Origin of the sequence: Paraburkholderia fungorum, from assembly GCF_902833645.1 — a bacterium.
Lineage (GTDB): Bacteria > Pseudomonadota > Gammaproteobacteria > Burkholderiales > Burkholderiaceae > Paraburkholderia > Paraburkholderia fungorum.
The window spans coordinates 701,217-726,338 of record NZ_CADFGE010000002.1 but is presented as its reverse complement, the minus strand read 5'-3'; the positions used below and the strand labels follow the sequence as shown (position 1 = coordinate 726,338).

General features: G+C 61.5%; 23 protein-coding genes and 1 pseudogene. 8 read left to right on the top strand and 16 right to left on the bottom strand.

Going from position 1 to position 25,122, the window contains the following annotated elements; translation table 11 throughout:
• Positions 1-34: 34 nt before the first annotated feature.
• Both HWX91_RS09950 and HWX91_RS09945 read right to left on the bottom strand, forming a co-directional pair.
• Entirely contained in the window at positions 35-1,252 is a 1,218-nt protein-coding gene (locus HWX91_RS09950; protein WP_028198244.1) for a sensor histidine kinase, read from the bottom strand.
• A gap of 124 nt (positions 1,253-1,376) precedes the next feature.
• Positions 1,377-1,598 (bottom strand): hypothetical protein, encoded by a 222-nt coding sequence (locus HWX91_RS09945; protein ID WP_028198243.1) that lies wholly within the window; start codon positions 1,596-1,598, stop codon positions 1,377-1,379.
• A gap of 366 nt (positions 1,599-1,964) precedes the next feature.
• Here HWX91_RS09945 and HWX91_RS09940 point away from each other — a divergent pair, with 366 nt between their 5' ends.
• On the top strand, positions 1,965-3,128 hold the full coding sequence (locus HWX91_RS09940; RefSeq protein WP_028198242.1) for a porin: 1,164 nt from the start codon (positions 1,965-1,967) through the stop codon (positions 3,126-3,128).
• 75 nt (positions 3,129-3,203) lie between these two features.
• Here HWX91_RS09940 and HWX91_RS09935 read toward each other — a convergent pair whose 3' ends face one another.
• Positions 3,204-4,115: a LysR family transcriptional regulator gene (locus HWX91_RS09935; RefSeq protein WP_028198241.1), complete on the bottom strand. Its 912-nt coding sequence runs from the start codon at positions 4,113-4,115 to the stop codon at positions 3,204-3,206.
• A 106-nt stretch (positions 4,116-4,221) separates the two neighbouring features.
• Between HWX91_RS09935 and HWX91_RS09930 the strand changes: the two genes are divergently transcribed.
• Both HWX91_RS09930 and HWX91_RS09925 read left to right on the top strand, forming a co-directional pair.
• Positions 4,222-5,103 (top strand): aldo/keto reductase family oxidoreductase, encoded by an 882-nt coding sequence (locus tag HWX91_RS09930; protein ID WP_028198240.1) that lies wholly within the window; start codon positions 4,222-4,224, stop codon positions 5,101-5,103.
• A 75-nt stretch (positions 5,104-5,178) separates the two neighbouring features.
• On the top strand, positions 5,179-5,883 hold the full coding sequence (locus HWX91_RS09925; RefSeq protein WP_127837995.1) for a hypothetical protein: 705 nt from the start codon (positions 5,179-5,181) through the stop codon (positions 5,881-5,883).
• 24 nt (positions 5,884-5,907) lie between these two features.
• On the opposite strand, the gene HWX91_RS09920 is transcribed toward HWX91_RS09925, so the two are convergent.
• Positions 5,908-6,822 carry a LysR family transcriptional regulator gene (locus HWX91_RS09920; RefSeq protein ID WP_028198238.1) on the bottom strand — a complete coding sequence of 305 codons (915 nt, stop codon included), beginning with the start codon at positions 6,820-6,822 and terminating at the stop codon, positions 5,908-5,910.
• 70 nt (positions 6,823-6,892) lie between these two features.
• Here HWX91_RS09920 and HWX91_RS09915 point away from each other — a divergent pair, with 70 nt between their 5' ends.
• Together HWX91_RS09915 and HWX91_RS09910 are read left to right on the top strand one after the other, a co-directional pair.
• Positions 6,893-7,669, top strand: a complete 777-nt coding sequence (locus HWX91_RS09915; RefSeq protein WP_028198237.1) for an NAD(P)H-dependent oxidoreductase — start codon at positions 6,893-6,895, stop codon at positions 7,667-7,669.
• A gap of 219 nt (positions 7,670-7,888) precedes the next feature.
• Positions 7,889-8,731: an alpha/beta hydrolase gene (locus HWX91_RS09910; protein ID WP_028198236.1), complete on the top strand. Its 843-nt coding sequence runs from the start codon at positions 7,889-7,891 to the stop codon at positions 8,729-8,731.
• A 78-nt stretch (positions 8,732-8,809) separates the two neighbouring features.
• On the opposite strand, the gene HWX91_RS09905 is transcribed toward HWX91_RS09910, so the two are convergent.
• The 5 genes from HWX91_RS09905 to HWX91_RS09885 all read right to left on the bottom strand — a co-directional run bounded on the left by HWX91_RS09905 (position 8,810) and on the right by HWX91_RS09885 (position 13,412).
• A complete protein-coding gene (locus HWX91_RS09905; RefSeq protein WP_028198235.1) occupies positions 8,810-9,769 on the bottom strand; it encodes an alpha/beta hydrolase in 960 nt (319 codons plus the stop codon).
• Complete coding sequence (locus HWX91_RS09900; protein WP_028198234.1) at positions 9,762-10,280, bottom strand: thioesterase family protein; 519 nt, start codon at positions 10,278-10,280, stop codon at positions 9,762-9,764. Before HWX91_RS09900 ends, HWX91_RS09905 begins: the two co-directional genes overlap by 8 nt.
• A 94-nt stretch (positions 10,281-10,374) precedes the next feature.
• Positions 10,375-11,340 carry an L-carnitine dehydrogenase gene (locus HWX91_RS09895; RefSeq protein ID WP_028198233.1) on the bottom strand — a complete coding sequence of 322 codons (966 nt, stop codon included), beginning with the start codon at positions 11,338-11,340 and terminating at the stop codon, positions 10,375-10,377.
• A gap of 77 nt (positions 11,341-11,417) precedes the next feature.
• Entirely contained in the window at positions 11,418-12,347 is a 930-nt protein-coding gene (gene cdhC, locus HWX91_RS09890) for a 3-dehydrocarnitine:acetyl-CoA trimethylamine transferase CdhC (RefSeq protein ID WP_028198232.1), read from the bottom strand.
• Between the two features lie 111 nt (positions 12,348-12,458).
• Complete coding sequence (locus tag HWX91_RS09885; RefSeq protein WP_028198231.1) at positions 12,459-13,412, bottom strand: choline ABC transporter substrate-binding protein; 954 nt, start codon at positions 13,410-13,412, stop codon at positions 12,459-12,461.
• Positions 13,413-13,848: 436 nt separating this feature from the next.
• Here HWX91_RS09885 and HWX91_RS09880 point away from each other — a divergent pair, with 436 nt between their 5' ends.
• Together HWX91_RS09880 and HWX91_RS09875 are read left to right on the top strand one after the other, a co-directional pair.
• Complete coding sequence (locus HWX91_RS09880) at positions 13,849-14,865, top strand: GlxA family transcriptional regulator (RefSeq protein ID WP_028198230.1); 1,017 nt, start codon at positions 13,849-13,851, stop codon at positions 14,863-14,865.
• 148 nt (positions 14,866-15,013) lie between these two features.
• Complete coding sequence (locus HWX91_RS09875; protein WP_028198229.1) at positions 15,014-15,328, top strand: DUF4148 domain-containing protein; 315 nt, start codon at positions 15,014-15,016, stop codon at positions 15,326-15,328.
• A 196-nt stretch (positions 15,329-15,524) separates the two neighbouring features.
• On the opposite strand, the pseudogene HWX91_RS09870 reads toward HWX91_RS09875, so the two are convergent.
• The 3 genes and pseudogenes from HWX91_RS09870 to HWX91_RS09860 form a co-directional block, all read right to left on the bottom strand.
• Positions 15,525-15,803: pseudogene (locus HWX91_RS09870) on the bottom strand (LysR family transcriptional regulator); the annotation flags it as partial.
• 177 nt (positions 15,804-15,980) lie between these two features.
• A complete protein-coding gene (gene gabD / locus HWX91_RS09865; protein ID WP_028198227.1) occupies positions 15,981-17,441 on the bottom strand; it encodes an NADP-dependent succinate-semialdehyde dehydrogenase in 1,461 nt (486 codons plus the stop codon).
• Between the two features lie 710 nt (positions 17,442-18,151).
• The gene (locus HWX91_RS09860; protein ID WP_028200626.1) at positions 18,152-19,435 is read right to left on the bottom strand and encodes a 4-aminobutyrate--2-oxoglutarate transaminase; all 1,284 of its coding nucleotides are present in this window, start codon (positions 19,433-19,435) and stop codon (positions 18,152-18,154) included.
• Positions 19,436-19,558: 123 nt separating this feature from the next.
• Here HWX91_RS09860 and pdxR point away from each other — a divergent pair, with 123 nt between their 5' ends.
• Positions 19,559-21,076: a MocR-like pyridoxine biosynthesis transcription factor PdxR gene (gene pdxR / locus HWX91_RS09855; RefSeq protein ID WP_028200625.1), complete on the top strand. Its 1,518-nt coding sequence runs from the start codon at positions 19,559-19,561 to the stop codon at positions 21,074-21,076.
• Positions 21,077-21,095: 19 nt separating this feature from the next.
• On the opposite strand, the gene HWX91_RS09850 is transcribed toward pdxR, so the two are convergent.
• The 4 genes from HWX91_RS09850 to phnC all read right to left on the bottom strand — a co-directional run bounded on the left by HWX91_RS09850 (position 21,096) and on the right by phnC (position 24,951).
• On the bottom strand, positions 21,096-21,932 hold the full coding sequence (locus tag HWX91_RS09850) for a DMT family transporter (RefSeq protein ID WP_028200624.1): 837 nt from the start codon (positions 21,930-21,932) through the stop codon (positions 21,096-21,098).
• 214 nt (positions 21,933-22,146) lie between these two features.
• Entirely contained in the window at positions 22,147-22,989 is an 843-nt protein-coding gene (phnE, locus tag HWX91_RS09845; protein ID WP_028200623.1) for a phosphonate ABC transporter, permease protein PhnE, read from the bottom strand.
• The gene (phnD, locus tag HWX91_RS09840) at positions 22,986-23,990 is read right to left on the bottom strand and encodes a phosphonate ABC transporter substrate-binding protein (protein WP_030100228.1); all 1,005 of its coding nucleotides are present in this window, start codon (positions 23,988-23,990) and stop codon (positions 22,986-22,988) included. The genes phnE and phnD overlap by 4 nt, the downstream gene beginning before the upstream one ends.
• 43 nt (positions 23,991-24,033) lie before the next feature.
• Positions 24,034-24,951: a phosphonate ABC transporter ATP-binding protein gene (gene phnC / locus HWX91_RS09835; RefSeq protein WP_028200621.1), complete on the bottom strand. Its 918-nt coding sequence runs from the start codon at positions 24,949-24,951 to the stop codon at positions 24,034-24,036.
• Positions 24,952-25,122: the final 171 nt, after the last annotated feature.

The following is a 25,122-nucleotide window of genomic DNA, read 5'->3' as shown; positions in this document are numbered from 1 at the left end:
ATCGCCGGGTCTTGTTGTCATTGCCGATGGACGGTCATTCGGTTTTTTCCTGCCCCAGTGGGAAGCGGATCTCGAATGTGGTCCCAACGCCCTCGTGTGACGAAAAGTCGATCTGAGCGTTCAACAGGTGACAAAGCTCCTTGACGATCGCGAGGCCTAAGCCCGTGCCGGGAATATCGTCGCCCGCAGCGCGTTCGAATTCGTCGAAAACCCGGTGTGCATCCGAAGGTGCGATACCCACGCCGGTATCCGACACGCAAATCAGCCAGTGCTCCGGGCCGGCCGTTGCGAAGGCCAGTTCGATCTTGCCGGACTTCGTGTACTTGGTTGCGTTGGAGAGCAGATTGACGGCAATCTGCTTGAGCTTGAGACGATTTGAGGTCGCCACGGATAGTGCCGGGTCGAACGTCGAGTGCAACTTGAGCCCCTTTGCCTCGATGGCGGGGCGCGAAGAGGCGACGAGTTCATCGTAAAGCGCGCGCAACTCGACCTGTTCGCTTGCGAGTGGCGTATCGTCGCCGAGCACGACGGAGTACTCGACCATCTGGTCGACGAGTTGCTTCATATCCGCGGCCTGCCGCGTAGCCAACGCCAGCGCGGTCTCTGCTTTTGCGGGCGCGCGCCCGATCAGTTGCAGCGCGATCGAAAACGCGTTCAGAAAATTGCGCAGATCGTGGACCACGCTACGCGTGATTTGCATGCGCGATTCGTAGAGATCGCCGACCAGCCGCTGCTTGAGCATCAGTTCGTGATTGACGCGCTCGAGTCTGCCGGTGTACTCGTCGATCTTGCGATCCCGTTCGCTGACCGCCTCCTTGATCGACGTGAGCGTCACCATGCTGAGGGTTTCGGCAACCATGCGCCGCGCCCGGCTTTCGTGGCGGCGCGTGAATGTGCTGTCCTGGTTCGCGAATTCTTCGAGTGCTTCATCGAGCACCTGGTGAAACAGGTCGAGTTCGCGGACGAGCTCTTCGATCCGATAGCCCTGGCGCCAGCGGACTATGCCGTGTTGTCTCGCATCGCGTTCGATCGCCGGCTCGACGCGTTCGAGATCTTCGACGTCGAGCGCGCGGCACAGTCCTTCAAGAATTTCCGGCAGATGATCGGCCAGTTGCTGGTACGTGAGCTTGTCCGCCTCGACGAGATCGACATCGCCAAAAACGGTCTTCATCCATTGTTCGGTCAGGCGGGTTCGCTGATCGCGAACGAAATCGGCAAATTTGCGCAGCGGGCTAAGGCGTGTGTCGGTCATAGTGGGTGCGTCGGGGTGAATTTTCCACCCCATTATCACCGCAATTTTTGCCAGTGGAACATCTCTTGCAGAAGCGTGGCTAACTGAACAGCAGGTTTGACGTAACCGCGGCTGGCGCTCGCCTTCAGGCGGCTCCTTGCCCGGCAATCTTTGCCGTTCGGGCACGGGCAAGCAAGGGCAACGGCTTGGCCTTACCGACCACGAATAGACACGACAGGGCGCCGACCACGCATAGCGATCCGGCAACCATCAGGGGAATCACAAACGAACCCGACTCGAAGCTGGCGTTTTCGGCACCGACGGCGGCAGCGACCGCGAGTGGCGCGAACGGGGCGCACTTATGCACCAGTGTACTTTTGGCACCACGCCCGTTTATTTTTTTGACGCGGTATTTATTTTCGATGTCTTATCATCGCACTATCCTTTTCCGATAGCGCTCTTCGTAAGACGCGCTCGCGTAATCCAATTGAAAACCACACAGTAGTCAGTAAGTGCAATTGGCAAATCATTGCAATGCGCCACACGCAATAACCGACTAACCAACCGACGATATCGAATTTTTGTGGAACCGGTATGGCAACCGCATCGCACCGGCGTGCCAGTGCGTTGCCTGTCCGTTCGCGTGTCTCGTGTCAATCTGCGCGCTCGCCAGCGGTATCGAACGTACATCGCGGATTAGATTCACCACTGCTTAATCACGGAGCCAACAAGTATGAAAAAGTCTTTACTCGTGGTCGCGCTCTCGGGCGCCTTTGCTATTTCGGCGCATGCGCAAAGCAGCGTGACGCTCTATGGTCTTATCGACGCGGGATTGATCTACACAAATAATCAAGGCGGCCACAGCAACTGGCAGGAAGTGAGCAGCTCGACGCAGAACACGGTGTTCGGCCTCAAGGGCTCGGAGGATCTCGGTGGCGGCCTGCATGCGGTCTTCAAGCTGGAGCAAGGCTTCCTGCTGAATAACGGCGCTCAGGCTTTCTCCGGCGACGGTTTCGGTTCCCAGGCGTGGGTCGGTTTGCAGAGCGATCCGTATGGCACCCTCACGTTCGGCCGCCAGTTTGACGTGATGAACGATCTTGTCGGACCGCTTACGGCGGAGTTCAATACGTGGGGCGGCAACATGGCCGCGCATCCGTTCGAAAACGACAACCTTGCCGGCAACTCGGTCGTTGTGAACAATACGGTCAAGTACACGAGCCCGACGTATAGGGGCGTCACCTTCGAGACGATGTATGCCTTCAGCAACCAGGCAGGCAGCTTCGCGAACAACCGTTCATACGGTTTCGGCGTTTCCTACACGCAGGGGCCCGTCAATCTTGCGGCCGGCTATCTGCAATTCAACAATGCGGGCGGCGCTGCGGGCGGCGCCGTGACCACGGGCGACACCAGCGCGAATTTCCTTGCGCAACGCCAGCGTATCTGGTCGCTGGGCGGCAACTACACGTTCGGGCCGGCTACCGTCGGCCTCGTCTGGAGCCACACGCAACTGGACAACGCGTCGGGCGTCTTCTCGTTCGGAACCGGCACTTACCTCGGTGCAAACGACCCTTCCGCCGGCAGCCTGAGCGGTTCGCTGCGTCTCGACAACTACGAAGCGAACGTCAAGTACGCGCTGACCCCTGCGTTGAGCCTGTCGGGCGCTTACACCTATACGCACGGCGCCTATAACGGTTCGTCGCCGGGATGGAATACGGGAATGCTTCAGGCCGACTACTCGATCAGCAAGCGCACCGACTTCTATCTTGAAGGCGTCTATCAGAACGTGCATGGCGCTCCGGCCGACTCCGTGCTCTCGCACGCGATGATCAACACGCTCTCGCCTTCGTCGTCGAACTCGCAAGTGGCCGTCACCGTGGGGATGCGTCACGCATTCTGAGCGGCCTCGCTGACTTCGCTTGCCTCACGTGAGGCAAGCTTGCGTGACGGATGCCTCGGCGTTGAAGGGCATCCGTCATGCCGGACTTTCTGCGTGACCGTCTGCCTTCAGGAAGTCGACAAATACGCGCAACGGCGCCGGCAAATGACGACGGCCCGGATAGTAAAGAAACGGCCCGGAAAAGCGCTGCCACCATGGCTCCAGGATAGGCTCCAGGGCGCCGCTATCTAGATGCGGGCGCAACATGTCCTCGAACAGGTGAATCACCCCCACGCCCGCGACAGCCGTGCTGATCGCCAGGTCGATTGCCGCGCCCGGTCTCACGAGGAGCGGTCCCGACGGATTCACCTGGAGCACCTCGCCGTTCTGCTCGAAGTACCAGGTCGGCGTCGCGCCGCCGGCAAATTGACCACGCAGGCATGCGTGAGCGAGAAGCTCGCGCGGATGTTCGGGGCGGCCATGGGTGCCGAGATAGTCCGGCGCTGCGGCCGTAGCAAAACGCTGCACACGCGGCCCGATTGGAATCGCGATCATGTCCTGCTCGAGCCGCTCGTCATAGCGAATGCCTGCGTCGCAGCCGATTGCCAGCACGTCGACGAAGCCGTCCTCCACCACAACTTCCACGCGTATGTCCGGATAGGCCTTGAGGAACCGGGGGATGACGGTCGGCAGCACGATGCGTGCGGCGCTCGAGGGGACGTTGAGTTTGAGTGTGCCGCTCGGTTTGTCTCTGAACCGGTTCAGGACGTCCAGCGCGGCTTCCATCTCGCTGAACAGGGGCGTGAGCTTTTCGATCAGACGCAGTCCCGCTTCGGTTGGGGCCACGCTGCGAGTGGTTCGGTTGAGCAGGCGCATGCCGAGTTTCGACTCGAGACGACGCACGGCAATGCTCAGACTTGACGCCGAGACGCCGCTGATGCGCGCGGCATCACGAAAGCCGCCGGCACGGGCGACCGAAACGAAGGCGGCAAGATCGTTGAATTCCATGTTCATTGTTCAAAATGTTTAACAACCCGTGCAATCTAGACCGGATTATCGAACAGTGCAATCGTCGCCATACTGCCGCTCAACCCCTCACATCAAGGAGCGCACCATGTCGAACTTCAATCGCACGGACACTTTTCCGCTGGCCGGCCATCTCGTGCAGCGCATGGGCTATGGCGCCATGCAGCTGGCCGGCCCCGGCGTATTCGGACCGCCCAAAGATCGTGACGCGGCAATCGCGGTGCTGCGCGAAGCGGTGGCATCGGGCGTCAATCACATCGATACAAGCGATTTCTACGGCCCCCACATCACCAACCAGTTGATTCGCGAAGCGCTGCATCCCTACCCGGACGACCTCCTGATCGTCACCAAGGTGGGTGCGGTCCGTGGTGACGATGGCGCGTGGTTGCCGGCGAGCGAACCGGAAGATATCGAGCGCGGGGTTCAAGACAATCTGCGCAATCTTCGCGTCGACGCACTCGACGTCGTCAATATGCGAATCATGGGCAGCGTGCATGCACCCGCCGAAGGATCGATTGAAAAACAGATCGCGGCGCTTGCCGAACTGCAACAGCGCGGGCTGGTTCGCCATATTGGCTTGAGCAACGTGACGGCAACGCAGGTGGCCGAGGCCCAGAGATTCGTGGAGATTGTCTGCGTGCAGAATCACTACAACCTGGTTCACCGCGAAGACGACGCACTGATCGATGAACTGGCGCGACAGGGGATTGCTTATGTGCCGTTCTTCCCGCTGGGCGGATTCACGCCGATCCAGTCCTCGGCGCTGTCCGCGCTCGCGCGACGGATCGGTGCGACGCCCATGCAGGTGGCGCTTGCATGGCTTCTCCACCGTTCAGCCAACATTCTGCTGATTCCGGGCACCTCGTCGCTCGGACATTTGCGCGAGAACATGCAGGCGGCACGCTTGAGTCTGACCGACGATGCGCTCGCTGAACTGGACGCGATCGGCGCGAGGCATGAGGGAAAATAGACCCGGATAGCAAAGCGGGCGCAAACGGTGGTACAAGCGTGGCTCAACCCGTTCTGCGCCGACCTTGGGGATACGATGAAAGAGACCGCGCCGAGTTTCACGGCTGACCGCATCACTGCGCGTGACACAGTTCTGGCCGCTTTGTTGACCGCCGGCGCCGCAATTGCCGCGTTCGTACCGCCGTTCTTCCCGTTCGCTCACGCAAGCGTGTATCCCCCCGCGGTGCGAGTGCTGTCAATGCTCGCTTTTGGCGTCTCCGGACTCTACTGCGCGTGGCGTTGCGGGCTTGAAATCATGCCATATGGGCTGAGGCATCCCATGTGGGTTTCGCTCATTGCCGGCGTGTTGGTCGCGGCATATCTGCTGCTTCTCGATGTCGTTTTTCGCGCGCGGTTGACGGGCAATGGTGCGGAATCCTTGCCGGGCATCTCGCTGTGGGTACGTTTGATTTACTACGTATTACGCAGCTTGAACGAGGGCATTGTCTATCAGCTTTTCTTCGGCTCGGTATTCGTGTTCCTGATCGGCCGCGTATGGCGTCATGACGGTGCGATTACGCCCGGGGCGTACTGGCTGGGCTTGATCCTTGCGCATGCACTCAACCTGGCGATCAATGTGCCGTTTCACGCTTCCACGTTTGTCTACGACACCTTGCGTTTTTTTGCGCCGGGTATCTTGTGGGCGTACCTGTACCGACGCCATGGCCTAAGCGTGGCGATTGCCGCGCACGCGGCAACACACGTTTTTTTTCAACCGTTCATTGCGCTGACCTCGACCTAGGCGGCGGAGCTCCCTCCGCGCTTTTCACGTTGCCACTGACTCCGCGATGCACTCCCGCAGCCATTGATGCGCCGGGTCGCGATGAGAGCGTTCATGCCAGAGCATCGCCATTTCGTAACCCGGCACTTCAACCGGCGCCTCGACGATTTTGAGCGCACTGTTGCCGCGCACCAGGCGCGCAGGCAGCATCGCCACGAGGTCGGTGTCCGCCAGAACCGACTTCATGAACAGGAAGTGCGGGACCGAGAGCACGACCCTGCGCGCGAGACCCACCTCGGCTAGCGCGTCATCCGTAACGCCGCTAAACCCGCCGCCGTCCGGAGAGACAATCACATGCTCCAGTTTGCAGAACTGCGCGAGCGTTGGTCGTCGCTTCAGACGCGGGTGATCCGCGCGGCCTACCAGTACGTAGCGCTCCTTGAACAGCACCCGCCGGCGTAATCCGGGCGGCGCGCCTTCGCTGGTATGGAAGGCCAGATCGATATCGCCCTGTTCCGCCTGCTTCGCGATGCGAGGTGGGACAGCCTCTACGATCGCCAGTCGGGTACCAGGCGCCGCCGCGCGCAAACCGGCGAGCATGGGTAGCAGAATCGTCGATTCGGCGTAGTCGGTGGCGGCCACGCGCCATGTATGGTTTGCTTCGGCCGGATTGAATGGGCTGGCCGGCGCCACCGCGTGCTCGAGTGCGTCGAGCGCCTGGCGCAAAGGCTCACGCAGTTCCTCGGCTCGCGCGGTGGGACGCATGCCGCGAGGTCCCGGCAGCAACAAGGGGTCGCCAAAGATATCCCGCAGCTTGGCAAGATGCACGCTCACCGACGGTTGAGAAAAGTTCAGGCGTTCCGCCGCACGGGTCACATTATGTTCCGATAGCAGAACATCGAGCGTGACGAGCAGGTTGAGGTCCAGTCTTCTGAGATTATTCATGGCAATAGCTGACATATTGGCAATTCATTTCCAATATACCGGACACAGACCTATCGTACTGTTTTCTCTTAACGGAGCTCAGGTCATGAATGTTCTTCTCGTCTATGCACACCCGGAACCCCGGTCGCTGAACGGCTCGCTCAAGGATTTTTCGGTAAAACGTCTCGAGGGCGCCGGGCACGTCGTTCAGGTCTCCGATCTGTACGCCATGAACTGGAAAGCGTCGCTCGATGCAAACGACAGCCTGGATACGCAACCCGGCGCACGTTTCGATCCCTCTCTCGACTCGAAACGCGCCTATAGCGACGGGCGGCAAAGCCAGGACATCGCACTCGAGCAGGACAAGCTGAAGTGGGCGGATGCGGTGATTCTGCAGTTTCCGCTGTGGTGGTTCTCGATGCCGGCGATCCTGAAAGGCTGGGTGGAGCGTGTCTATGCCTATGGTTTCGCGTACGGCGTGGGGGAGCACTCCGACGCACGCTGGGGTGACCGTTACGGGGAAGGATCCATGGCCGGCAAACGGGCCATGCTGATGGTGACAACCGGGGGCTGGGAGTCTCACTACAGCCCGCGAGGGATCAACGGACCCATCGACGACGTGTTGTTTCCGATTCAGCATGGGGTGCTGTATTACCCCGGTTTCGACGTGTTGCCGCCGTTCGTCGTTCATCGGACCAGCCGGATCGATGCGGCGAGGTTCGCGGAGATTTGCGACGCGCTTGGACAACGGCTCGATGACCTGTGGAACACCAAGCCGATCGCATTTCGCCCGCAGAACGGCGGGGCGTACGACATTCCGGCGCTGACGTTGCGATCCGACGTTGCACCGGGCCGGGTAGGTTTTTCAGCACACGTTGAATAGACGCGTCGCCGTCGCTGTATTCGCTTTGCAGGGAGCCGCGCCGCATCGCGCTTCGGCTTGGGCCGCTCCTGCTCGCCGGGAGTGGCGCGAGGCTGACAGAACCGTATGCTTCGCTGAAATTTGGTTGTAAGTCGTCGTTGTTAGAGTCGTTGTCAGCGTTTTGCCGCCAGATGCCAGACAGTGTTCGTCGAACACATAGAAAGGGGAGAGCGACAAACCATGAAAATGACTCGTGTGTTCTGGCTCATTCTGACGCTGCTGTTCACCAACCCGGTCTGGGCGTTTCAGTCCAGGGTCGTGGCCATTCCCAGTGCGGCCATGCATAAGTCGTTCGACGCGACTGTGGTGCTGCCGGACCAATACACGCATGGCAAAGCCGGCGATCGCTTCCCGGTCGTCTACCTGCTGCACGGCTCGGGTGGCGACTACACCGACTGGACCGCGAATTCGCATATCGGCAAGCTCGCCGACCGCTATCACGTGATCCTCGTCATGCCGGACGGTGGTCACGAGAGCTGGTATATCGATAGCCCCGTCGATCCGCGCAGCCGTTACGAAACCTATATAGGCACTGAAGTTGTCGCTTATATCGACACGCATTTCCGCACGATTGCGACGCGCCAGGCGCGCGCGATTACGGGCTTGAGCATGGGCGGGTTCGGCGCCTTGCATATCGCGCTGCATCGGCCCGACGAATTTGGCGCCGCGGGCAGTATTAGCGGGGCAGTCGATCCCCGCGGGTGCGAGGATGAACCAGGCATCGACGAGGTGTTTGGCGATCCGGCGCGTCATGCCGACTTCTGGAACAACGAGGCGATCGTCGAAAACGCCCGTAGTCTGGCAAATGCGCATATTGCATTGACGATCGATTGCGGCGTGAATGACTCGCTTGTTCAGTCGAACCGGATGCTGCATGCACGGCTGGTTGAATTGGGCGTGCCGCATGACTACGCGGAGCGGCCAGGCGGACATACATGGGAGTACTGGTCGAATGCGGTGCAATACCAGGTACTGTTCTTTGCCAGTTCGTTCAGGCGTAGTGGCGCGGCGGCGCAGGCGTGAGGCGTGAACGGGGCAACCCGCGAATGAAGGCCAACGGCTGTACTCAAGACCCGCTTCATCCGATCCCGTCCAACGGCATCACGAGAGGGCGGAATGCTCGCCTAGAAACTGGCAGACCGTGCGATGCAATGCCTTCACGCCGGGGCTCGACTCGAGCGCGCGCCAACAGCCATGCACGAGGCCCGTTCCGATCCATAACCGGCCCTCGCCACCGGCCGCGTTGACGCGTTCGACAAATACTCTCGCATCGTCGCGCAACGGATCGTGTTCGACGCCGACGGCAAGCGTCGGCGGCAGTGCGTCGAAACGCGTTCCATCGAGCGGTATCGTCCACGCGGGATAAGGCGCGTGGTCACTCCCGTGTTCGCCCCAATATAGATCGCGAAACGCATGCACGTCCGCCAGCGTCAGCATGGGCGCGTGCGCTTCGGTTTCCCGCGCGGGCATCTGCGGCTCGGTGCCGAGCATCGGATAAACCAGTGCAAGTCCGCTTACGCCCTGAACCCCGTCGTCGCGTAGCCGCATGGCGACACTGGCGGCAAGATTGGCGCCGGCACTGTCTCCCGCCAGTTGCAGGGTGCTTCCCGCTAGCGAATCAAACGGCAGTTCGGCTTTCAAGGCGGCTAGCGTAAGTTCGAGGCAATCGTCGTGGGCGGCTGGTGCGCGGTGTTCAGGCGCTAGTCGGTAATCGATCGCAATCACATCGAGCCCGGTGTCCGCGGCAATACGTGCGGTTACGATCTGATGACTTTCCAATGAGCCGAGCACGAAGCCGCCGCCGTGAAAGTACAGGACGGTGCCGGTCGGCGTCCCGCTCGCTTTTCCACGATTCCGGTAGCGCCGCAGTCTGATCGGATGCCCGGCGCTCGCCTGGAACACGGCGTCTTCGGCGATCACGTCGGCGGGCAAAGGTGGCGTGAGCGCTGCTGCATAGCGCTCGTAAATCGCGCGCTGCTCGCTCGGCGGCAGGGACGTGGAATGCCCTGCATAGATGGCGGCGGTTCGTTCGATGAACGCGGCGATCTCCGGTTCAAGCATGCTTGCTGCCCTCGGTCCCATTGCGTGGGGTCTTGACCGGCAAGCCGATCACGCGGCCCGCAAACCTGGCCGCCGGCAACGCGGTATGCGCTTGTGCCAGTGCTCGAACACGGCCCTCGACGTCGGGGTCGAAGGCAACAGCGCGCGGACCGCCGGTATCGACGTGCAACAGCATCTGTTCGCCGGCGGCCACCGGCTCGGCGCCATCGTCAGCAAACATCTCCAGGTAAAGGTGCAGCCGTTTGGCATCATGCCCAAGCACGCGCATATCGACGCGAAGCTGCGCGCCTTCCTTGATTTCATGCAGGTAGTTGATATGCGCTTCGAGCGTATAGATCGAGCGGCCGCGTTCCTTGCGCACCGGATCGGGCAGTCCGATTACGTCGATCAACGCGTCAGTCGCGAAGCTGAAAATCAGCATGTAGAACGCGTCGCGCAAGTGGCCGTTGTAATCGACCCATTCGGCGCGCACGGTATCGCGATAGTGGGGCAGCGCAGCGTGATCTGGCATAGGCAAACGTCTCCTTCATCAATATGAGTTGCATGGGCCGCTGCGGGAGCGCAAGCGGCCTGCACAGCGGTATGCTTGCCGGCACCCGGCCGCGTCACTCCGCGGGAAGCAAGCCATGCCGGGCTTTGGCTTCCTCGATCGCTGCCAGCACGCTCGTAATGCAATCGTCCCGGTAGCGTTCAAGCTGCTTGATCGAGCGCGGCCCAACCTGTTCGGAGGTTCCGGCCACCACCCGATCGATCAGTTCGTCGGTCAGGCGCGGCGCTACCAGTTTAGTCCACGGCAGCTCCAATGCCGGTCCGAACTGCTGCATGAAGTGCCGCATGCCCGCGTCGCCGCCCGCCAGCGTGTAGGTCAGGAACGTGCCCATGAACGACCAGCGGATGCCTGCGCCAAAGCGGATCGCGTCGTCGATTTCACCGGTAGTCGCCACGCCTTCATTGACCAGATGCAGCGCTTCGCGCCACAACGCTTCGAGCAGACGGTCGGCGATAAAGCCGGGTACTTCCTTGCGAACGAGGAGCGGCCGCATCGACAGTGACTTGTAGATCCGCATCGCGGCGTCGATGGTTGCCGGCGCGGTGAGTTCTCCGCCCACCACTTCGACGAGCGGCAGAAGATACACCGGGTTGAACGGATGGCCGACGATGCAACGCTGCGGATTCACCGCGCGTGCGTAGAAATCGCTCGGCAGCAGGCCGGAAGTAGACGAAGCGATGATCGCGTCCGGCTTTGCTGCGCGACTGATCTGCTCGTGCAGCGCGAGCTTCAATTCCTCGCGTTCGGGCGCGCTCTCCTGAATGAAGTCCGCCTGCTCGACACAGGCTTCGATCGTCGCGACGAAACGCAACCTTTCCGGAGTCGCGCCCGCAGCGAGACCGGCACGCTCCAACGCCGGCCACGCGTTCGCAATGTTTTCGCGCAACTGTTTTTCCGCGCCGGGAGCAGGGTCCCAGGCGACGACGTCGAGCCCATGCGCAAGCGCGCGCGCCACCCAGCCGCTGCCGATCACGCCCGCGCCGATTGCCGCAAATGTTTTGATATCGACGATCACTGCCATTGCTGATATTTCCTTTGCCTATGAGTTCTCAGGTACCGCTGCGCACGCTATCCGTTCGCAACGGACAAGCGGCATGCTCATGCGTACTGTCCCGCCGCACGCCGTTCCAGTTGCCGCTCGCCGCGCGCGGGCAAGCCGAGTTTGCTGCGGCCTTCGGCGGGTGTCAGCGCGCGGCCGCCGAGCCGTTCGATGATCTCGACCGCGCGTTGCACCAGCGTGCCGTTCGTTGCGTGGACCCCTTTGTCGAGCCAGATGTTGTCTTCGAGACCGACGCGCACGTGACCGCCCAGCAGCATCGCCTGCGCGACCATCGGCATTTGCATGCGGCCAATGCCGAAACCGGCCCATTGCGCGCCAGCCGGCAGGCTGTCGGCCATCGCTTTCATCGTCGTGGTGTCGGCGGGCGCGCCCCATGGAATGCCGAGGCAGATCTGAAACAGCGGCGGCGCGTCGAGCAAACCTTCCTTGAGCAATTGCTTCGCGAACCATAGATGTCCGGTATCGAAGATCTCCAGTTCCGGCTTGACGCCAAGTTCCTGGATACGCTGCGCGCCGGCGCGCAATTGCGCGGGTGTCGACACATAGATGTAGTCGCCGTCGCCGAAATTGAGCGTGCCGCAATCGAGCGTGCAGATTTCCGGCAGCAGTTCCTCGACGTGCGCGAGCCGCGTCAAACCGCCGACGAGGTCCGTACCGGCGCCGAAGCGCATCGGATCTTCGCCAGGACCGATCTCGAGATCGCCGCCCATGCCCGCCGTCAGGTTGATGATCACGTCGGTGCCCGACGAGCGGATCCGGTCGACAACCTCGCGATATAGCTGTGGGTCGCGGCTGCCGCGCCCGGTTTTCGGATCGCGCACGTGGCAGTGTGCAACGGTTGCGCCGGCCTTTGCGGCTTCGATAGCGGCTTCGGCGATCTGCTTCGGTGTGACGGGAATGGCCGGATGCTTGCCGACCGTATCGCCCGCGCCGGTGACCGCGCAGGTCACGATGACTTCATGGTTCATGCGTGCTGGTTCCTGTGGATTGAGATGTGCAACTCGATGGATTGAGGCGGCGGCCGACCGGGCGCGCACACCTGGGCGGTCCGCCTGGGCGGCCCCACCTAGGCGGCCCCATCAAAGTCCGAGATAGGCTTTCACCGCCGGCAAGCCGTCCTTACCGTCGAAGGTCTTCACGCCGGCGAGCCATGCATCGAGCACTTGCGGGTTCTTCTTCAGATACGCTTTGGCGGCATCGGCGGGCTTCTCCTTGTTCATCACCGATTGCATCACCACGTTTTCAAGTTGCGTCGAAAAGCGCAGATTGCTCACGAGCTTGCCCGCGTTCGGACAACGCGTCAGATAGTCGGGGGAGGTCAGCGTATAGACACGTGCCTCGCCGTCGTTCGGACCAAATACGCCATCACTCCCGGTGAGGTATTTCATGTCGATTGTGATATTCATGGGATGCGGTTCCCAGCCGAGGAACACGACCCATTTCTTCTCGCGAATCGCGCGATCCACCGACACCAGCATGCCCGCTTCACTCGATTCGATCAGCTTGAAACCGCCGAGGCCGAACTGATTGCTGGCGATCATTTTCTGAATCGCCGCGTTCGCGCTGCTGCCGGGTTCGATGCCATAGATCTTGCCGTCGAGCTGGTCGCGGTGTTTCGCGATGTCGGCGAAAGTCTTCAGGCCTGCGTCGTATTCGTAGCTGGGCACGGCGAAGGTCGCCTTAGCGCCGGTCAGATTAGGCGGTTGCAGCACCTGGATCGATTTCGACTCGACGAAGGGGGCAATCGCCTTTTCCTGCACGGGCCACCAGTAGCCGAGCGACACGTCGAGCTGTTTGCTCTTCAGGCCGGCGAACGAAATCGGTACCGACGCGACGGTCGTCACGGGCTGATAGCCCAGTCCCTCGAATACGGTCGACGCGAGCGCGGTGGTCGACGTGATGTCGGTCCAGCCGATGTCGGCAAAATGCACCGCGCGGCAGGTGTCGGGATCCTGCGCGAGGACCGGCGGCGCGGCGGTGACGGCCGCCAGACAGACCAGACAGGCAAGCAAAGCTTTGACGCGTAACTTCATGACGTTCCCTCTTCTGACACGTTAAACAGCGTGTTTCGAAACAGCCGCGCCGAGCAAAGCAGGGCGGCCTCCGGACTTGCGCCGCATGGTGCGGCATTGCGCGATCTGATATTGAGTCATGCACTGAGCTGGACCTGTGCATCGTCCGCACTGCACGAGTGACGTAACGTTAATGCCCCATATTCCCGCCAAAGCGACCGTCTGCGACCCGTTCTTGCTCCCATGCGACAACGAGGGAAAACCAGCATCGGTCGTCATTGCGGTGCAGCATCGATTCGTCCGGTGAATTTTGGTGCGCCTTGCCGCATCGCGCGCTGCTTGCTACGCTCGCCCGGAATCCCCGCGTGGCGCCCGAGGTTTGTGTCCCTCATGCACCTCTGAGCGCCCCTAAGTGCCACTAAGTGCCCCCGTAAGTTCCTGATCGAGTCTGTGCACGATGCCCGAAGATATGTCGTTCCTGCTGCTGCCTGGCTTCTCGGCGATCGGCTTCATGTCGGCGGTCGAGCCGTTGCGCGTGGCGAACCGCTTTCGCGGCGATCTCTACCGCTGGCGCATTCTGAGTCTCGATGGCGCGCCGGTCGCGGCCAGCAACGGCATTTCGATCAATGCGGATGCGGCAATCGCGAACGTCGACGCGGCGCAGACGGTATTCGTGGTCGCGGGATTCGAGCCGCTCGCCTGCTATACGCGTGAGCTCGGCGATTGTCTGAAGCGGCTCGAGCGCGGCGGCGCGACGCTCGGCGGCATCGATACGGGCAGCTTCGTTCTCGCGGAAGCCGGGCTCCTCGGCGGTGCGGATAGCGTGACCGTGCATTGGGAGGCGCTGTCGGCCTTTCGCGAGCGCTATGCCTCGTTGAACGCAAGCCAGGAGCTGTTCGAAATCGGCGCGCGGCGCATCACCTGCGCGGGCGGCACGGCGTCGATCGACATGATGCTCGACCTGATCGGCCGCAAGCATGGCGCGGCGTTGGCTTCCGCGGTCTCGGAGCAGTTTGTCGTGAGCCGGATCCGGCAGCGTTCGGACCATCAGCGTATGGAAATCGCAGCGCGTTACGGCGTGCACAACCGCAAGCTGATTCAGGTGATTGGAGCAATGGAACAGCATATGGAGGAGCCGCTGACGCCCGACCAGCTCGCGGACGAGATCAGCGTGACGCGGCGGCAACTGGAGCGGCTGTTCTGCGCGTCGCTGAAAGACACGCCGACCCACTTCTATCTGCAACTGCGCCTCACCCGTGCGCGCGAGTTGCTGCAACAGACCGACATGTCGATCACGTCGATTTGTGTCGCGTGCGGGTTCGAGTCGCCTTCGCATTTTTCCCGAACCTATCGGGCGCGATTCGGCGTCAGCCCGAGAAACGACCGGCAGGTGACAGGCGGCAGAAACGGCGGAGCGGGGCTGCCGTCGGGCGAGACAGCGCCAGCTTCGGCTTTATTGCCGGGCTTTCAATGACCTTTCGTGACAATTGTGTCGCTTTTAGCAACAGTGAATTCGCTTATTAGGGGTTTACCCTAGGTCGGCCGACTCCTAGACTGTGTCCACTGGCTGCAAACAAAAGCGTTTGCGGCGCGGCAAAAAACAATCTCTGGAGGTAGTCGTCATGAAATCCCTGATCGAAGCTGCTGTTATCGCTGCTCTTATCACTGCGCCGCTCGCGGCTTTTGCGCAATCGAACCAGCCGGTCACCCGCGCTCAGGTCCGCGCTGAGTTGATTCAACTGGAAAAGGCCGGTTACAACCCGGCCACCGCGAACGTCGACGACTATCCGGCAAACATTCAGGCAGCGGAAGCGCGCGTCGCCGCACAAAACGGCAGCGGTTACGGTTCGGCCACGAATGGCTCGTCGCAAGCAGGCAGCCGCAGTGAAGTGACCCCGAGCTCCTACTCGGTTCCGGTTGCAAACTTCGGACACTAAACAGCGGTCGTGTGAGCGATAGCCTCGCACCCGTCTGATAGCTGATTGATGTCGTTGGACAGCGGCCCCGCCTTCACTTCAATGTGGAAGCGGGGCCGCTTTGCAATTGAGCGTTGAGCGAAGCAATGGGCTCCTTGACCTCGCGCGGGCGCTTAGCCCTGTACGGCAGTCAACTGCCTGAGTTGCTCCAGCAATTCGCGAGACCGTCCCACACCCCTTCCATAATCTCCACACGCAGATTCGGCCAGCGCGCGAGGACGCCGCTCACCGCGAGCGGCAGCACGAGCGTCGCAATGCTCGCCGCCGCGCCGACGCGAATCGTTCCTTTCGCGAGACCGCGCATCGCGTCGATTTCCTCGCGCGCGTGATCGGCTTCGCGTTGCAGCAGGGTGGCGTGCGGCAGCAGCGCGCTGCCGATCGCAGTAAGCTGCATGCCCTTCGAGTGCCGTTCGAACAGTGGCGCACCGAGCTTATCGCACGCTGCCTATACGGTGAGCCAGGGCGGTGGAGGGACGACGCCCGCGCCAGGCATTGGGCAACTCGGTGTGATGGCCGGCATTCGCCATTCGTTCTGAGAAGGGCACTGCATTCACGCTCAAGATAAAACGGCCACGTCGGAGATTCCGACGCGGCCGTTTTTGCCGTTCTTGCGTTAGATTCCGCCGACGCACATGTACTTGATTACGACGTAGTCGTCGATACCGTAGTGCGATCCTTCGCGGCCGAGGCCGGATTGCTTGACGCCGCCGAACGGTGCGACTTCGTTGGAAATCAACCCGGTGTTGATGCCGACCATGCCGTATTCGAGTGCTTCCGCGACGCGCCAGACGCGGCCGATGTCGCGGCTATAGAAGTACGATGCGAGGCCGAATTCCGTATCGTTGGCGAGGCGGATCACTTCTTCGTCCGACGAGAAGCGGAACAGCGGCGCGAGCGGCCCGAAGGTTTCATCGCGCGCGACCTTCATGGCCGGCGTGACGTCCGCAAGTACGGTCGGCTCGAAGAAGCCATGGCCGAGCGCATGCCGTTTGCCGCCGGTGACGATGCGTGCGCCTTTGGCGAGTGCGTCTTCGATATGCGACTCGACCTTGAGCACGGCGGCTTCGTTGATCAGCGGACCTTGCGTGACGCCATCTTCGGTGCCGCGGCCGACCTTGAGTTGCTCGACGGCAACGCGCAGTTTTTCGGCGAACGCGTCATAGACTTTATCGTGTACATAGAAGCGGTTCGTGCAGACGCAAGTTTGACCGCTATTGCGATACTTCGACGCGATGGCGCCCGCGACGGCCGCGTCCAGATCCGCGTCTTCGAAGACGATGAACGGTGCGTTGCCGCCGAGTTCGAGCGACACTTTCTTGACTGTCGGTGCGCACTGCGCCATCAGCAGACGGCCCACCGGCGTCGAACCGGTGAAGGACAGTTTGCGCACGATCGGGTTGCCGGTCATTTCGGCGCCGATTGCTTTCGGCTCGCCGGTGACAACGTTGAACACGCCGCGCGGCACGCCGGCGCGTTCGGCGAGCACGGCGAGGGCGAGTGCTGATAGAGGTGTGGCTTCGGCCGGTTTGACGATGATTGGGCAACCGGCGGCGAGTGCGGGGCCGACTTTACGGGTGATCATGGCTGCCGGGAAATTCCATGGCGTGATGGCCGCGCAGACACCGATCGGTTCTTTCGTTACGACGATGCGCTTGTCGCCTGCCGGCGTGGGGATGGTATCGCCGTTGACGCGTTTGCCTTCTTCCGCGAACCATTCGAGGAACGAGGCGGCGTAGAGGATTTCGCCTTTGGCTTCCGCTAGCGGTTTGCCTTGTTCGGTGGTGAGGATTTTTGCCAGATCGTCGGCGTTTTCCAGCATCAGGTCATGCCATTTACGCAGGATCGTGGCGCGGTGTTTGGCGGTGGTGGCGCGCCATGCCGGCCATGCTGCGTTGGCCGTGTCGATTGCGCGGCGGGTTTCGGTGGTGCCCATGCGGGGCACGGCGGCGATTGTTTCGCCGGTGGCTGGGTTTTTTACTTCGAAGGTGGCGCCGTCGTCGGCGGGTTGCCATTCGCCTGCTATGTAGGCTTGGGTTTTTAGAAGAGTGGGGTCTTGGAGGGTCAGCGTTGGCATTTGGGTTTTGCTCCAGGGTTTTGGGGTTTAAGGTTTGGGCCTGCCCGGCGGGTTTGTTGTCTGGTTTTGTTTGGTGGAGTCTTGCTTTGTTCGTGGTCTGGTCTGGGGTTGGTCTTTTGGCCTTTCCTTGTTTTCTTATCGGTCTATTAGCGTTCCCCCTGTGCGGGGGGGCACCTACTTTTCTTTGCCTGCCGCAAAGAAAAGTAGGCAAAAGAAAGCGGCTCAAACCGCCAGCTCATAAGCGGGTCCCCCGCACAGCCACGGTAGTGGTGCATCTGGAATCCGTGCTCTCGCGCACTCCGCGCCGTTGACAAAGGATTCATCAGCTCCCACTCCGCACTGCGTGCGTCGCGGACGGGTCTGCCAGGGAAACCGGCGGAGCGCCTGGCATACCTGGTGGTTTTTGAAACCGGGTTTCGGCGGCGCAGGCCGCCGGAGGTATGACTGCCTTGTCACTAACGCCGAATGTGCGAGGCGACAGATTCCAGATGCACCACTATCGCTACTGTGCGGGGGACCCGCTTAAGAATTAGCGGTTTGAGCCGCTTTCTTTTGCCTACTTTTCTTTGCGGCAGGCAAAGAAAAGTAGGTGCCCCCCCGCACAGGGGCAACGCTAATAGACCACTAACAATTCAAGGAAAGGCCAAAAATCCAGATCAACAAAAAAGCCAGATCAACAAAAAAACCCGCCGATCAAGCCCCAACCCTGATCAGACAGCTACAGCAACATTCTCCTTAAGCACCGCTTCCAGAATCCCCATAGCCTCATCAAAAACAGAATCCTGAATCGTAAGCGGGAACAGGAACCGAACCACGTTCGAATAAACACCACAAACCAGCAACAGCAACCCACGCTCAAGCGCCAGCGCCTGCACCCGCTTGGTGAACTCAGCATCCGGCTCAGTCCCACCGGCCTTGCAGAATTCAACAGCAACCATCCCGCCCGGTCCACGCACATCGGCGATCTGCGGAACTTCGCTCTGCAGCGCGATCAGCTTCGCCTTGACGCGATCACCCAAAACGGTAGCCCGCTCGCAGAGCTTCTCTTCATCGATGATATCGAGCACAGCATGCGCGGACGCAATCGCCAGCGGGTTGCCCGCATAGGTGCCACCCAGACCGCCAGGCGCCGCCGCATCCATCAGATCGGCACGACCAACCACCCCCGACAACGGCATGCCGCCTGCCAGACTCTTGGCCACCGTCATCAGATCAGGCACCACGTCGTAGTGATGCATGGCAAACAACTTGCCAGTACGCGCAAAACCCGTCTGCACTTCGTCGGCAATCAGCAAAATGCCATGCTCATTGCACAGCTTGCGCAACGCGCGCACGAACTCGGCCGGCGCCGGGTAGAAACCGCCTTCGCCCTGCACCGGTTCGAAAATGATCGCCGCGACGCGCTTCGGATCGATGTCGGCCTTGAACAGAAACTCGATCGCCTTCAGCGAATCAGCCGTCGTCACGCCATGCAGAGGATTCGGGAACGGAGCATGGAACACGTCCGCCGGGAACGGCCCAAAGCCGATCTTGTACGGCGCGACCTTGCCGGTCAGCGCCATGCCCATCATCGTGCGCCCGTGGAAACCACCCGTGAAGGCGATCACGCCCGGACGGCCCGTCGCGGCACGCGCAATCTTGATCGCGTTTTCAACCGCTTCAGCACCCGTCGTGAAGAAGGCGGTCTTCTTCGGATAGTCGCCCGGCGCACGCGCGTTGATCTTCTCAGCCAGTTCGACGTACGACGCGTACGGCACGATCTGATACGCGGTATGCGTGAAATGATCAAGCTGGTCGCGGATCGCCGCCAGAATCTTCGGGTGACGATGGCCCGTGTTGCACACGGCAATACCCGCGGCGAAATCGATGAAACGGCGCCCCTCGACGTCCCACAACTCGGCGTTTTCCGCGCGCTCAGCGTAGAAATCGCACATCACCCCGACGCCGCGCGGCGTGGCGGCGTCCTTACGGCTCTTCAGGTCAGCATTCTTCATGGTTATCTCCTTCGCTCCTCGATTTTGCAGGGGACTGCGGGCTCAACGCAGCACATGCAGCGACTATAATGAGATTTGGCTCTTAATTTCAGAGCCATTTCAATAAAAAAGTAGGAGCCAATCATGCGAGCGAGCGTTTTGTCCGACTGGCTGGCGCAGCGCCTCGATCGTGGCAATGGCCAGCCGATCTATCGTCAGTTGCACCGGCTGTTGCAGCAGGCGATCCTGTCGCGCGAATTGCCGGCGGGCAGCAAGGTGCCGTCGTCGCGTCTCCTGGCGCAGGAATTGGGCATCGGCCGCAATACGGTTACGCAGGTGTACGAGCAACTGGTGCTCGAAGGCTATGTCAGTTCGGCAACCGGCCGTGGCACGTTCGTCGCCGATAGCGCGCCGGACGAGATCGTCGGCGCAGCCGACGCCGACGCGCCGGGCACGCCGCTCGAATCATTGCCGCCGCCCCCGTCGTTGCAGGGCAAGCGCGCGTTGTCGGCACGCGGCGCGCGGCTCATTGCGGGGGCCGGCGTATCGAAGCGGCAATGGGGCGCGTTTATGCCGGGGGTGCCGGATGTCACGAAGTTTCCGGCCCGCGTATGGAGCCGTTTGCACAACAAGTATTGGCGCCGGCTGCGCCCGGACTTGCTGACCTACGCGCCGGGCGGCGGCCTCGCCTCGCTGCGGCACGCGCTGGCGGACTATCTGCGGACGTCGCGTTCGGTGCGCTGTACGTCCGAGCAGATCATCATCACGACCGGGATTCACCAGTCGGTCGACCTCGCCGTGCGTCTGCTGTCCGATCCGGGCGACCTGATCTGGACCGAAGACCCGTGCTACTGGGGCGTGCGCAGCGTGCTGCACGTGTCCGGCCTGCAATCGCGGCCGATCGCCGTCGACGAAGAAGGCATCAATCCGTCCGCCGACGATCTCGCCCAGCCGCCGAAGCTGATGCTCGTCACGCCATCGCATCAATATCCGCTCGGCATGGTGATGAGCCTCGCGCGGCGCCGCATGCTGCTCGAATACGCGCGGCAGAACCAGTGCTGGATCATCGAGGACGACTACGACAGCGAATACCGCTACGGCAGTCGGCCACTGGCGTCGCTGCAAGGTCTGGACAGGTCCGGACAGGTGATTTACGTGGGCAGCTTCGGCAAGACGCTGTTTCCGGGCCTGCGCATCGGCTACCTGGTCGTGCCCGAAGCGCTGGCCGAAAGCTTCGCGACCGCGAGCGCGGAGTTGTATCGCGAAGGACAGTTGCTGCAGCAGGCGATGCTGGCGGAATTCATCGCGGAAGGGCATTTCACGTCGCATATCCGCAAGATGCGCACGCTGTACGGGCAGCGTCGCCAGACCCTGCTGGACGCCGCTGCCCACCGTTATGGCGATGCGCTGCCGGCCGTGGGCGGCGATGCCGGTCTGCATCTGGTAATGCAATTGCCGGCAGGCAGCGACGACCGTGCGGTGGCCGCCGCCGCGCTGGAGCGCAATATCGTCGTGCGGCCATTGTCGGGGTATTACGCGCAACCGTCGCTGGCGCCGTCGGGCTTGCTGATCGGCTATGCATGCGTGCCCGACGAGGAGATCGCGCCTGCCTTCAATACGCTCGCGGATGCGATCGACGCGACTCTGGTGCAATTCGCGTGAGGGCGCATCACGGTGCGCGTCAAATCCGTATCAGCACCGCCCCCAGCGTTACCAGCGCGCATGCCACGATACGCCGAGTGGTCAGCTTTTCGCGCATGAACAGCCAGCCGATCAGCACCGCGAAGATCGAACTCAGCTCACGCAGCGCGGACACCATCGCGATCGGCAGGTAGCGGTATGCCTCGATGATCAGGCAATAGGCGGTGAGCGCGAGCACGCCGGATGCGATGCCTTTGAGCACCACCGTGCGGCCGATGAACAGCCCCTTGGCGCCGCCGCGCCAATGCCAGGCGAGCAGAAACTGCGGGATATTCCAGATCAGATACACCCACATGATGTAGCTCAGGCCGTTGCCCGCCACGCGTGCGCCAATTCCGTCGACGACCGAATACGCCGCGATGAAGAAACCGGTCAGCAGCGCGAACGGCACGCTTTCGCCGGAAAACCGCATGCCTCGCCGAAATGCCAGCGAGACGATGCCGAGCGACACGAGCGCCACGCCGATTGCGGCCAGCGGTTTGAGTGCCTCGTGCGCGAACACCAGCGCGCCGACGAACACGAGCATCGGCGAAAGACCTCGCGCAATCGGATAGATTTGCCCGAAGTCGCCGCTCTTGTAGGCTCGGATCAGTGCCAGCAGGTAGCCGAATTCGAGTACCACGGACGCGAAGATATAAGGCCAGGCCGCCGGATCGGGCATAGGCAGCACGACCACGCCGACTGCGCTGACCGCGATATACGGAATCGCCATCATGCCGAGCAGCCATACACGGTCTTCGGAGAGATGCAGAAACGCGTTCCAGGTGGCGTGAAGCAGCGCGGAAAGCAGCACCAGCGAAACGACTAGGGTGTCCATCGGAGGCCAGGAAGAAGAGTAAAAAGGCCGAAAGCCGGCCGCAAGCAGGTGATTATTCCAGCAGAACGCCGGAATGGAGGGGTGGGCGACTAAATTGAAGGGGCTTTATGTGGCAGTGAGCGGCATTTTGTGGTGACAGTCAGCCGCTGCTCGACCCGGGCGCAGGCGTAATGCCTGCACACCGGGGCTCCGGCACGCGGAAATCGCGGAACGGTCAGGTCACGCGTTCTCGCAGCCACGCGGATGCCATGTCGATCACCGTCACGACGACAATCACCATGATCATCACCGCTGCCGTCTGCGCGTAATTGAACGAACGGATCGCCTCATACAGCACCACGCCGATCCCACCCGCGCCGACCATGCCGACCACCATCGCCGAGCGCACGTTCGATTCGAAGCGATATAACGCATACGAGATCCACAACGGCAACACTTGCGGCAGCACGCCGTAAATGATTTCGTCGAGACTGGTGGCGCCGGTCGCGCGCACGCCTTCGGCGGGACGCGGATCGATAGCCTCGACCGCTTCGGCAAAGAGCTTGGCGAGCACGCCGGTGGTGTGCACCCATAACGCCAGCACGCCGGCGAACGGACCGAGTCCCACGGCGACGATGAACAGCATCGCGAAGACCATTTCATTGATCGCGCGGCAGGCGTCCATCATGCGGCGCATCGGTTGTACGACCCACATGGGCGCCATGTTGTGCGCGGACATCAGGCCGCACGGCACGGCGCACACCAGCGAGAGCACGGTGCCCCACACGGCAACGGAGAGCGTCACGTACATCTCGTGCAAATAGCTGCGCCATTCGGTGAAGTCCGGCGGGAAGAAGTCCTTGGCGAACTGACCCATATTGCCGGAGTCGGAAAACAGATCGAGCGGACGCATGTCGGCGCCGTGCCACGCGCCACCCAGTACGGCAAGCACGGCGATCCAGCCTACGAGCGACAACCAGCTGCGCTTGCCCGCGGCAGGCGCGGGGTGCCGTGCCGCCTGCGCGGCGAGCGCTTCGCTCGCGCGCGTGGGCGACGTGATCAGATCAACCGTGTTCATTGCTTCGATACGGCGCTATTGAGTGCGCTCATCTTCGCGTCGATGTCGGCCAACTGCGTCTTGCGGTCGTCATCGGAAAGATGGGTGTCGCTCTCGATCTTCTGCTTCTGGCGGTACAACGCGACCTGGCGGATCGGCAGCAACTGCGCATCCGACGATGCCGCGAAACCGGCGTAACCGGTAATCGAGGCCATAACCTGTTTCTCGTGCGGATCGGTCTTGCCGTAGTTCAGGAAGAAGTTGCGGATCTTGTCCTTGGTGGCTTGCGGCAGATCCTTGCGCCAAACTAGCGGGTCCGACGGAATCAGCGGCGAAGTCCACAGCACGCGTACTTGCGCGAACTTGTCCGGATGTTGTTGCTTGAGCGTATCGAGCATCTCGGTGTTATTCGTCGCGACGTCGATCTTGTTGTTCACCACGGCCAGCAGGTTCGCCTCATGACTCGACGGCAGCACCGCCTTGAATGCCGTATTGACCGATATGTTGCGCTTGGCGAACAGGTAATAACCGGGGATCAGCGTGCCCGAAGTGGAGTTCGGATCGCCGAAACCGAGCGTGACGTCCTTCGTGTCCTTGAACACATCGTCCAGCGTCTTGAAGCGGCTGTTGACGTTGGTGATGAGCACCGACTTGTAGCCGAGCTGGCCGTTCGCATACAGCACCTTCGCGAATACTTCGCCTTGCGAACGATCCACCGCCTCGATCGCCGATGCATTGCCGAAATAGCCGACCTGTACCTTGTTGAAGCGCATGCCTTCAATGATGCCGGCGTAGTCGGTCGCGAAGAACGCTTTGACATTCAGGCCGGTTTGCTTGTTCATGTCCTCGATCAGCGGTTCCCAGCGCTGTTTCAGCACCGAGGAGGAGTCGGTCGAAATGATGCCGAGGTTGATGTCTTCCGCGTGTGCGGTGGCGGCGCCGGCGAATGCGGCCGCGCCGACAGTCAGCGTGACTAATGAACGAAGTGAACGTAATGAACCTAACGAACGCAGAAATTTCATCGCTTTTGAAGTCCGGTTGAGTGAACAGAATGGGTCGGCGCGCTCAGTTCGAGTGCACCGGATTGAGGGCGAACGCATAGCGTGTCGAGTTGGGGGCGGCGTCGCTCGCCGGAGCGCTGGCGTCGCTCCCGCTGACGGCGTTGTCCGCCTGATGGGCCATGCTGTCGGCCGCGGCCTCGTCGAGCAGTTCGCGGGCGTCGTCGCCATAGAGTTTCTTTAGCAGGGCAGGGCTCAGCGACGAGGATGGGCCGTCGTAGACCACCTTGCCGCGACGCAGCGCAACTGTGCGCGGGCAAAACTGCATGGCGATGTCGACCTGATGCAGCGACACCAGCACCGTCAACTGATGCTCGACGTTGAGCGTGCGCAGCATTTCCATCACGCGGCGCGACGATTCGGGGTCGAGTGAGGCGATGGGTTCGTCGGCGAGCACGATGCGCGCGCGTTGCACCAGCGCTCGCGCGAGGGCGGCGCGTTGCTGCTGACCGCCGGAGAGATTGGCGGCGCGTTCGCGCGCATGGTCGCCGATGCCGACTTCATTGAGCGCGGCCATCGAAAGCGCCCGTTCCGCGGCCGGGAAGCGCCCGCTGAGACGGCGCCACAAAGGCAGCCGCGCGAGCGCGCCGATCAGGACGTTGCGCTCCACCGAAAGCCGGTTCACCAGATTGAATTGCTGGAACACAAAACCGATATCGCGGCGAATACTGCGCACTTCCCGGACGATGCGGCCGTTTTGCTGGATCGGCCGGCCGAGAATCGCGATCTGCGACGGCTGTGCATCCGAAGCCGTGAAGCCCGCGATGTGCCGCAGCAGCGTCGACTTGCCCGAACCAGAGGCGCCGATCAAGGCAACCATTTCGCCCGGTTCGACACGCAGATCGATTTCGTCCAGCGCCTTGCGGCCATTGCTGAACGTCTTGCTCAGGCGTTCGATACGGATTGCTTCCCGAATTGTTTCCATAAGTACCCCTTGATGCATCCGGCCATTGCCGGCATGTGTGGGGCTCATTCTAGGAAGCGTCTGTGACGGTTGAGTGAAGGCATCGCAACGTCTAGACGACTATATCTTCATGTGTCTTTTTTGAGTCGCCGAAAAGGCAGCAGGATGTCATTCGTTCGAATAGAAAATGAC